At 48.3% G+C, this 9,064-nt stretch carries 9 protein-coding genes; 4 read left to right on the plus strand and 5 right to left on the minus strand.

The features are described 5' to 3' along the window. From KDD36_13640 to KDD36_13655, 4 genes are all read right to left on the minus strand, one after another. On the minus strand, positions 1-1,166 hold a 1,166-nt coding region (locus KDD36_13640; protein MCB0397692.1), incomplete at its 3' end, for a hypothetical protein. A gap of 20 nt (positions 1,167-1,186) precedes the next feature. Next, a complete protein-coding gene (locus tag KDD36_13645; protein ID MCB0397693.1) occupies positions 1,187-2,098 on the minus strand; it encodes a hypothetical protein in 912 nt (303 codons plus the stop codon). Positions 2,099-2,276: 178 nt separating this feature from the next. Further along, positions 2,277-4,661, minus strand: a complete 2,385-nt coding sequence (locus tag KDD36_13650; protein ID MCB0397694.1) for a TonB-dependent receptor — start codon at positions 4,659-4,661, stop codon at positions 2,277-2,279. Between the two features lie 109 nt (positions 4,662-4,770). Then, complete coding sequence (locus KDD36_13655; GenBank protein ID MCB0397695.1) at positions 4,771-5,304, minus strand: hypothetical protein; 534 nt, start codon at positions 5,302-5,304, stop codon at positions 4,771-4,773. 126 nt (positions 5,305-5,430) lie between these two features. Between KDD36_13655 and KDD36_13660 the strand changes: the two genes are divergently transcribed. Then, a complete protein-coding gene (locus KDD36_13660; GenBank protein ID MCB0397696.1) occupies positions 5,431-5,760 on the plus strand; it encodes a DUF2752 domain-containing protein in 330 nt (109 codons plus the stop codon). On the opposite strand, the gene KDD36_13665 is transcribed toward KDD36_13660, so the two are convergent. Then, a complete protein-coding gene (locus KDD36_13665; GenBank protein MCB0397697.1) occupies positions 5,672-6,433 on the minus strand; it encodes an RDD family protein in 762 nt (253 codons plus the stop codon). The two genes, KDD36_13660 and KDD36_13665, sit on opposite strands and share 89 nt — an antisense overlap. A 35-nt stretch (positions 6,434-6,468) precedes the next feature. On the opposite strand from KDD36_13665, the gene KDD36_13670 reads away from it, so the two are divergent. From KDD36_13670 to KDD36_13680, 3 genes are read left to right on the plus strand one after another with little or no spacing between them, the layout of a single operon-like run. Further along, positions 6,469-7,449, plus strand: coding sequence for a stage II sporulation protein M (locus KDD36_13670; protein MCB0397698.1), 981 nt, complete (start codon positions 6,469-6,471; stop codon positions 7,447-7,449). Continuing rightward, positions 7,430-8,317, plus strand: a complete 888-nt coding sequence (locus tag KDD36_13675) for a hypothetical protein (GenBank protein ID MCB0397699.1) — start codon at positions 7,430-7,432, stop codon at positions 8,315-8,317. Before KDD36_13670 ends, KDD36_13675 begins: the two co-directional genes overlap by 20 nt. Then, a complete protein-coding gene (locus KDD36_13680; protein MCB0397700.1) occupies positions 8,301-8,924 on the plus strand; it encodes a DUF4129 domain-containing protein in 624 nt (207 codons plus the stop codon). Before KDD36_13675 ends, KDD36_13680 begins: the two co-directional genes overlap by 17 nt. The last annotated feature ends 140 nt before the right edge of the window (positions 8,925-9,064 follow it).

Below are 9,064 nucleotides of genomic sequence, written 5' to 3' on the forward strand. Positions count from 1 at the left end.
TCCTGGTGCACCACCTTACCCAACATATCAATGATCTCGATGGTCACCGATTCATTGTATCTGAAGGGTGCCTGTATCAGCATCCTTCCGTTGTTGGGGTTGGGAAACAGTACCAGTTCCCGGCTGTCCGTCGGCTCATCAACAGAAACCATGGCTGCCGCCGTACAGCGATGGATGGTTCGAACCGTCATTTCTGCCAGTCCGGATTTGAATCCGGGTTTCAGCACCACCCGGTCCTGAGCAACCACCGTGAAGTTCCGGTAACCCGAAGTTCCGGTCAGAATTGTCTGATCCAGTTCCTGGACGGCTTCCGGTTCTCTGAATGAAGCAACGGTCAATTGTCGCTCATTCAATCTTCTGGCGTTATTCCGGGTGCTGGTTCCTGCGACCTTTAATAATCCGGGAAAGTTGATATCGGGATTAGAAAATACCTTCTTGACATCGGATCCGGAAACCTTGGACATAATTGTTTGGATCTTGTCCACCGAGTTGTTCATTCCACGGGCATACGGTGCATAATCCGGATCGGTGTCCTGATGCTGGCAACCATAGATGTGCGCCAGTTCGTGTTCTCCGGTCTTTTTACTTAGTGCAACTGCCCAGTCGGCACAGGCATAGGCTTTAGATGCACCGGCGTTCACATAGGCATATCCCCAATTACTGATTTTAGGACTATTCATGATGTCTTTATCTACAAGGAGCAGGTTCACATCCGCCCGAACAATGTCTCTGATGGTTTTTATCCGCGAAACATCATGAAATTCATTCCTCATGTCCTCCATGGATTTACCATTTTCATTAAGGGTTACAGGAACGATTGCAGCAAGACGGAATTCATGATTCACCTCGCTGTTGTTCATGGCCACATTCATGGACTCAATCAACCGGTTGACATAAATCTCGATGTCTGGTGTGATACTTTCGTTCATGATTTCATTAGCAGCGGAGGATGTATAGGCGACCAGTACCCGCACGTCGCAGTTTCCGTCGCTGGCCATGATCCGCTCTCCAATAAATGACCTGCCGTTCAAGGCTTCCAGATCGATGTCTGAAACACCCACGGTACACTCGTTATATTCTTCCGGAGCGGTTTCCTGGCCTATGGATGCGATCGGTATGGTGAGCGACAGCAAGGCCAGGAACCTCAGCTTTAGTGTTGTCTTCATGAGCTTTTTTCTAAGGAATATTAGCGGGAAAGTTCGGCCTTCAAGGCGGCGTTCTCAGCTTTGACTTCTTCAAGAGACTTGTTGAGCTCGATCATGTAGAGGGTGAGTTCTTCCACTTTCCTCAAAAGTTGATGTTGCATCTCACCCACAGCAACGCCTGATTCAACCACTTCGGTAGCGCTGGGGATCTCAGGAAGATGATTGTTTTCCTTGATAAAAGATTCCACCTCATTAAGCGGTTTCAGTTTGTAGTCATCCGCAAAAACATAGTCAGGCCAGTCGCTAAGTTCCACAACGATTTCTTTGGAGCGGATCTTTCCATTCACCGCCAGACGATAATCTGCATTCACTCCATCCAGGTTGCGGGTTCCTATGCCCACGTTATCGGTTCCGAGAACCATAATGTTGGTATTGTTGGTTCCGAAGAACATCCGGTCTTCTGAACCGTTCCAAAGGATGAAACCACCCTCACCGTTGTCTTCTTCCAGTACCAGGCGCGCGGCATTTACACTGTTGTTGTTATCGTCTTTGATCGTCATAACAGCATCCGGACCATCAAAGATTAGCTCTCTGGTGTTGAACCATAAGGTACTGTATTGCTTAATGGTCGTGGCACTCCATGTAGAGCCCACTCTCTTGCCTATAAGAAAGGCGTGGTAGTTTGCTGAATTGGCATACAGGGTAGCATTGCCAACGCCAAAACCGTACATGCTGGTGCTGCTGAGACGATTTCCATAAAGTGAGATCTTGTTGCCAAGGGTTTCATCGAAGTACAGTTCATCAGAATGCGTTGATTGAATGGCATCCGGACTGCTGGTCTTGTCGATTGCATCCGGCAGTTCAGTGTTCTGTTGTGCGTTGACAAAGATGGTTGTGCAAAGCAAGGCGGTAACGGAAAGGACTTGCTTACAGTGTTGAAATACTTTTTTCATCATTAATTGTTTTAAGTGAGTATTTGGTGTGCACAACCTAATGTCAGAAACCGGTAAGATGTCAATAAGAAAAGTGCCGATGATTTTTCAAATGCCTGATACATCAGGCTTCCCGATGGCCAAAAAAAATCCCGCTGCGATCACAGCGGGATTTTTTGCAGGTATATTTTTTAAGTACTCAGAATTGTGCTTTCATTGATAGGATAAAATTCCTTCCCGGAGCAACGATACCGGAACTGTAGGGCCGGTATCGTACATCGCCAAGGTTCTCGCAACCGGCGCTCACGGTGAAGTGATCGGTGATCTGATACATGGCCTTTGCGTTCAGGGTATACCATCCGGGAGAATAGGGGTTGCCATTCTCATCCATAGCATAGAGATAATCTTTGCCCTTTTCTTCTTCGGGCATATCCTCAAAAGCCCGTTTACCATTGTAGGAAGCTCCGACCATTAATGTCAGGTTGCCTTCAGCATAGGTGAGCCTGGTTGTACCGAACGATGGTGCCGCATGTCTTAGGGGGCTTAACGTACCATCTTCCAGTTCTTCCTCGCCCCTCTGAAAATTAAAGTGTGAGGAAATACCGAAACCCGATGGCAACTTCACTTCCAATCCAACCTGTATTCCGTATACCCTCGCCTCGGCCGCATTCTGGATGGCCTGTACCTGGCTGAGTGTTCCATCGTACATGATACTGTCCTGGCCATTCAGTGTATAATCCCTTCGTACCATGGCATTCTGCAGAAGGGTGGTGTATGCGGTCAGGTCCACCTTTACGGTTTTGCCAAACATCCGGGCGATCCCCAGGTCGGCGTTGTAGGCGTATTCTGCCTGTAAATCCGGATTGGGTATCACGACGGAACCGGGTTCTGAATCGAAGACCTTACCGGCATCATCCACATTGGGTGCACGGAAACCGGTGGCGCCATTCACGCTGATCATCCAGTTCTGCGAGGGTCGATACACCGCTCCGATACTTCCTGTCAATGCCTGGTTATCCATTTCGGCTTCAGCAAATGGGAAAGGGTAAAACGTGGTATCGAATTCCGCATCCATGGCATAGGTGTTGAAACGAACACCACCCTGCAGTGTGAAGCGGTCGGATATCGAAAACCGGTCTGTCAGATAAATAGCCATGGAAGACCAGGTAGCCTGAGGGTATCTGGAAGCACCCCTTTGGCTAATACCCGTAACAATGTTCTCATCTGTTCCTGATGAGGCCACATCATCGGAAACGAATTCTGCACCATAAAACATCAGGTGCTTTTCACCGCAGGATTTTTCAAAGTCCAGATTAACGGAAAGAGCATCCACCTTTTCCAAACGAATTTCCCGTTGGGGTTTGTTGAGGTCACGGGTGATCCGGCTCTCCTCGAAATATTGCTGGGCGAGGCGGACCGTCAATACATCATAGAATGCATTCTTATTGGTATGTGTGACGGTGAGGTTGTTCATCACCCATTTTTGCGGACCGTAATCCCATTCGCCGTAACGGGGCCAGCCATTCTTATACCGCACATGCCGGTCGTAACGGGCATAGGATGAAGTAGCGGAATAGTGGAAACCGTACTGCACGTCCCATTTGGCGTTGGGATGAAATCGCACCTTTTGCATCAGGTTGATCTGTTCATATCCTGACGGGCGTTGGATCAGTGGATTGTCATTGGTGAAGACCACATCGGTGCTGTCTACGCGTTGCACGTAGTAGTGCCTCAGGTATTCGTCGGGTCCATGACTGCCCATGCGGAGATCACCAAAATCATTGGAGGAAATGCTGGACGTCATGGCCCATTTTTTCCAACCGACGTTGACGTCGAAGTGCATGGTGTTCTCATGGTTGGCAGACGAATAGCGTGCGACTGCCTTTCCGTTGACCAGCACATCATCGGTGTATGACAGCTGGGGTGTCAATGTCTGCAGGCTCATGACGCCACCAATGGCATCACTTCCGTAGATAACCGATCCGGGGCCAAAAAGGATCTCCGTGCTTTCCGTTGCAAACGGATCCAGGGAGATCACATTTTGGAGGTTTCCGCTGCGGAAGATCGCTGTATTCATCCTTACCCCATCCACAGCGTACAATAACCGGTTGGTGGCAAAACCGCGGATCATCGGACTTCCCCCACCCAATTGACTCTTTTGTACAAACACCTCGCCGGATATGTCCAGCATATCGGCTGCGGTTTGGGGATTCTGCATTGCCACCTCTTTGGACGATATGGTGATGACCCTGGAGGGAACATCATGCTGCGATTGTCCGCTTTTGTTGGCGGACACCACCACCTCATCCAGCGATACCTGCCCTGCTTCCAGTGTTACCCGGGGGGTTAGTTCCAGTGTGACGTAGGTGGTGACGAGCGTCTGGTAATCGATCCTTCGGATCACAATGGACTCCGAAGATTTGAATGCGGATATGTCTGCCTGGCCTTTGGCATTGGTCACGGCAAAAGCTCTGGGCTGTTCGCTCATCAGGGTCACCAATTCAAGAGGAGCACCAGTTTTCATATCCTTGATGGTGATCACCTGGGCATGTGTAAGGCATGCCATTGTTAGCGACAACCACATCAGTATTGTCTTTTTCATGATGGATAATTCGAATGGTATGACAAATGGCCATGAAAATGATGGCCCATGAAAATATCCGGTTTGAGAACCGGCTAAAACGTGACAGAAGTCAGGCGATTTCCGGAGGTGGCACCGGTGGTGAAGGAGAACGGGAGTATATTTTCAAGCTGTCCCTGGGAACCCAATCGTTTTGTACAATTTGAATTGCAGCAAAGGACAATTGCCATTGTTTTATTGAATAAAGGTTCTTGTAAAAATGCAATACGAGTTCCTGGTGTTGCCTGTGTCGCTTTCCATCCCATGTTCCGGCCATAAGGATATTCAGTTGTTTGTTCAGTTGCGTTTCCTCTGAATCCAACCAACATCTGTAGTAGGTAGTATCTCCGATAATAGAAAAGGAAACAACGTCGTACATGTTCCCCTTGAATTCAAATTCACGGTCATGCTCCCAGCGCAAGCGTTGTTGGGTCTCGTCGTTGTGGCATTTCACCAATACCAACTCCGAGGGATCGATACCGGCAATGAGTTGTTTCTTCACCTCATGCCTTACCTGATCCTTTTGGTATTGCAACCATAGGAAACCAATGGTAAACGGGGCGATAAGACAAGCAAATAAAAGCGCAGCGACAAATCCTCTACTCATTTTGTTACGGCAAAATAGGTCCTAAAAGTAAGCATTATGGCTGAGGGATCGGGTATGCTACTTATCCAATCAATCTAAAACCGTAATTTTCATGGTGGATTTCCTTCGGGAGGATGATCAAAACACATGCTGATCCAATACATCCGAAATCGCATTTTTACCTTGTTGCTGGTAACTTATACAGGGGTTAGCGTCATCATTGCGGCGTCTACTTCAGTTGATGTCACGATTCCTTGTCTGATCAGGCTGGTGACAGGAGAAAGATGTTGGGGATGTGGGCTCACCACGGCGACCATCCGGTTGTTCCAGGGAGATATTACCGGGGCAATGGATGCCAACCGGCTTGTATTTCTTGTGTTGCCTTTGGTTATGTTTTTGCTTGTCCGGGATCTGTGGGTATTTCAACGGAACTTTTCTCCGGCGCACCTCCACCGTGATAATACTGATGATCTCTGAGGATGGTTCTTAAGAACTGAAAAGGAATCTGGTCCGATTCCACCTTCATCAGGGACTTCATTTTATCCGCAAGCTGGATGACCGTTTGATGGCGGATATCATTCCTGCGCTTGTGCAGAATCTCCCGGATGAAATTGATCTGGGCATCGGTCAGGTCTGCTGTTTCTGCATATACAGGGGTATACCCTTCAGGAACATCCACCTGGTAGAAATCCGAAGCGTGCTTTTTCCTTTCCAGTTTCACCAGTGTGGTGCCGGCAGCAATATCGCCGAGTCGTTGTCCTTTTCCATTGATAAGGATGACAAGCAAACCGATGCCGAACAGGCTATCGATCGGGCGAAGCAGAAACCGGATAAAGTAATTCCCGAAACTCGCTGAAGTACCATCCTGTTTAATGACCCGAAGTTTATATTGACGTTTTCCGATGCTCTGCCCGTTCATAGTCAGTTCACAAACCAGGTGATAAAATAACATAGGAAGGTATATCAGGATCATCCATAACATGGAACCGGAGGCAGCGGTGATCAATCCTGCTACAAAGCCCATGGCCAGCATAAATCCACCAAGGATCAGAGCGTCTATCAGGTAGGCCATAAACCGGTCCCCGATGTTCGCCACCTCATAACTGATATGCACATTTTGGGTGGTGTTGACGCTAAGCTGGTTGTCCATTATTATGCTATATTTAGGCGTTAATATAACAATTAATGAGAGAGGTCACTTTCAGAAAACAGAACGAAGACCGCTGGAAAAAAATGGAGGCCATGCTGGCAACTCCTTCGAAAATCAATCCGGATGAAATGTCGGGTTTGTATATCCAGTTGACCGATGACCTTTCCTATGCCAGGACCTTCTACCCGGAATCACCAACCACATCTTTCCTCAATCATTTGTCCGGTCAGGTGCATCAGCGTCTCTTCAAAACGAAGAAACAGACCTTCAAAAATGTCGTCCGGTTCTGGGTGCATGGTTTACCGTCCATTATGGCCCACCGGCGTAAAGAGCTTGCCATCTCCTTTGTCATTTTTTTTATTTCAGCAGTGATCGGGGTGTTTTCCGCATCACGTGATGAACGCTTTGTTCGGGTGATCATGGGAGACGATTATGTGAACAGGACATTGGAGAACATCAACAAAGGAAAGCCCATGGCGGTTTATGATAGCATGGGAGAAGGGGAGATGTTTTTCATGATCACCCTGAACAACATCCGGGTGTCATTCTTTGCTTTTGCGGCCGGCGTTTTTGCATCCTTCGGAACGGGCTACCTGCTGTTTTCCAACGGGGTCATGCTCGGGGCATTTCAGTATTTCTTTTATCAGAAGGGTTATCTGCTGGATTCCGTACTCTCCATCTGGGTGCACGGGGTGCCGGAGATCAGTGCCATTATTATTGCAGGTGCTGCAGGTCTTGTGCTGGGTAACAGTCTGCTCTTTCCCGGCACCTTTACGCGGCTGGAGTCTTTCAGGCAAGGAGCCAGGGATGGCTCCCGTATTATTACGGGTTTGATCCCTGTTTTCATCATCGCAGGTTTTCTGGAAAGTTTTGTGACCAGGCATGCCAACATCGTACCGCTGGCCAGCGCCTGTATCATCCTCACCACTTCCGGTCTGGTGATCTGGTATTTTGTAATCTATCCGCACAAGTTCACCCATTTAAACATTGAAAATCATGTCAGAAATCAACCTTAGAAAACAACGCGATTTCGGTGAATCATTAGGAGCTGCCTTTGAATTCATACGGCAGAATTTCCTTAAACTTCTTAAGCCCATTCTGGTATTTTCCGGCATTCCGATGTTGCTTGGAGGGTTATTGATTTCAACCTGGTTCAGCGATGTGATGACCATGAGTATGCAGGCACAGCAACCCGGTGCAAACGCTGTTCCACCAAATCCGTTCACCTTCCTGTCTGGTATGCTCGGCGGGTATTTTTTTGTTCTCCTTGGTGCATTGCTTTTCTTCCTGACCGTGAATTCATACATAAAACTCTATGCAGAAGGGGGGGACACCGGTTTGGGTTCGATCATGCAGGAAATAAAAAAGAACTTCCTGAGGTACTTCGGTGGCTTCATCGTCATGGGTGTGATGGTAATGGTGGGAGCCATGCTATGTATTATTCCTGGCATATATGTAGCCGTCACCTTTTCCCTGGTGTTTGTAGTGATGTCTGTGGAAGGGATCGGGCCATTCGCAGCCATGTCCAGAAGCGCGTCACTGATCAAGGAAAATTGGTGGGCTACATTCGGCCTGTTCATTGTCGCCTATATGATCCAGGCCATGATCACCTACATCTTTGCGTTGCCTATGTATGTCGGGCAGTTTGCCATGATCTTCAGCGGAATCGAACCTGGGGCATCAGACCCCGCTCAGGCAATGGAGACAATGCAAAATGCAATGGGCATTATGACATGGTACATGCCGATTTACATGCTCGGGGCATCACTGGCCAACCTGATCCTGCTTTCCGTTACCGCCATCCGCTACTATAGCCTGGTGGAAACAAAAGAAGGAACCGGCGACCTGGATAAGATCGAATCGCTGGGTGAGCAAGGCGCGTAGTTTCGACGAGGCGGCCCTGGCGCACCTGCACTCCGATCCGGATTTCAACTATCTGCAATCGGAAGAGGCTGACGATCTGTGGCAGAATTTTCTTAACTGGCTGTCCTCTTTGTTTGATTGGTGGCCGGAGATGAACCGCGTTATAAATCCCGACGGCAGCTTCCTTATTAATGCCCTGATCTACCTTACCATAGCCTTTGCCATTGTCATGATCATATATACCCTGTTCAAGGGAGAGATCCAGGCGATATTCTATCAACAAAAAAAGGTGGATGACATCGATTTCCTGGAAATCGGTGCAAACGAGAAGGAGATCAACTGGCAGGAGAGGATCGATCAGGCCATTGCAGACAAACAATACCGGACCGCTCTGCGGTTGTTGTACCTCTTTACCTTACATATCCTGCATCAGGCAAGGTTGATTGAGTGGAGAAGAGAAAAGACCAACCACCAATACCTCGGCGAACTCAAAGGAGACGTGAAGGAGGAGTTTAAAACCCTTACCCGGTTGTATGAATACGGTTGGTACGGAGATTTTGAAGTGGACGAGCCGATATACCAAAGGGCACAAGCCATTCACATGCAGTTGAAAAACCAGACCTCATGAACTGGTTAAGGCGCAATAAATATTACGTGATCCTCGGTTTGTGTATGGTGCTGCTGATTGTCGTACGTATGAACCGCAAGCAGCCATTGAACTGGTACCCTTCCTTCTCACGTTACGATAAAATCCCGCTCGGTGGTTAT

The sequence above is a fragment of the Flavobacteriales bacterium genome (assembly GCA_020435415.1).
Classification (GTDB): Bacteria; Bacteroidota; Bacteroidia; order JACJYZ01; family JACJYZ01; genus JACJYZ01.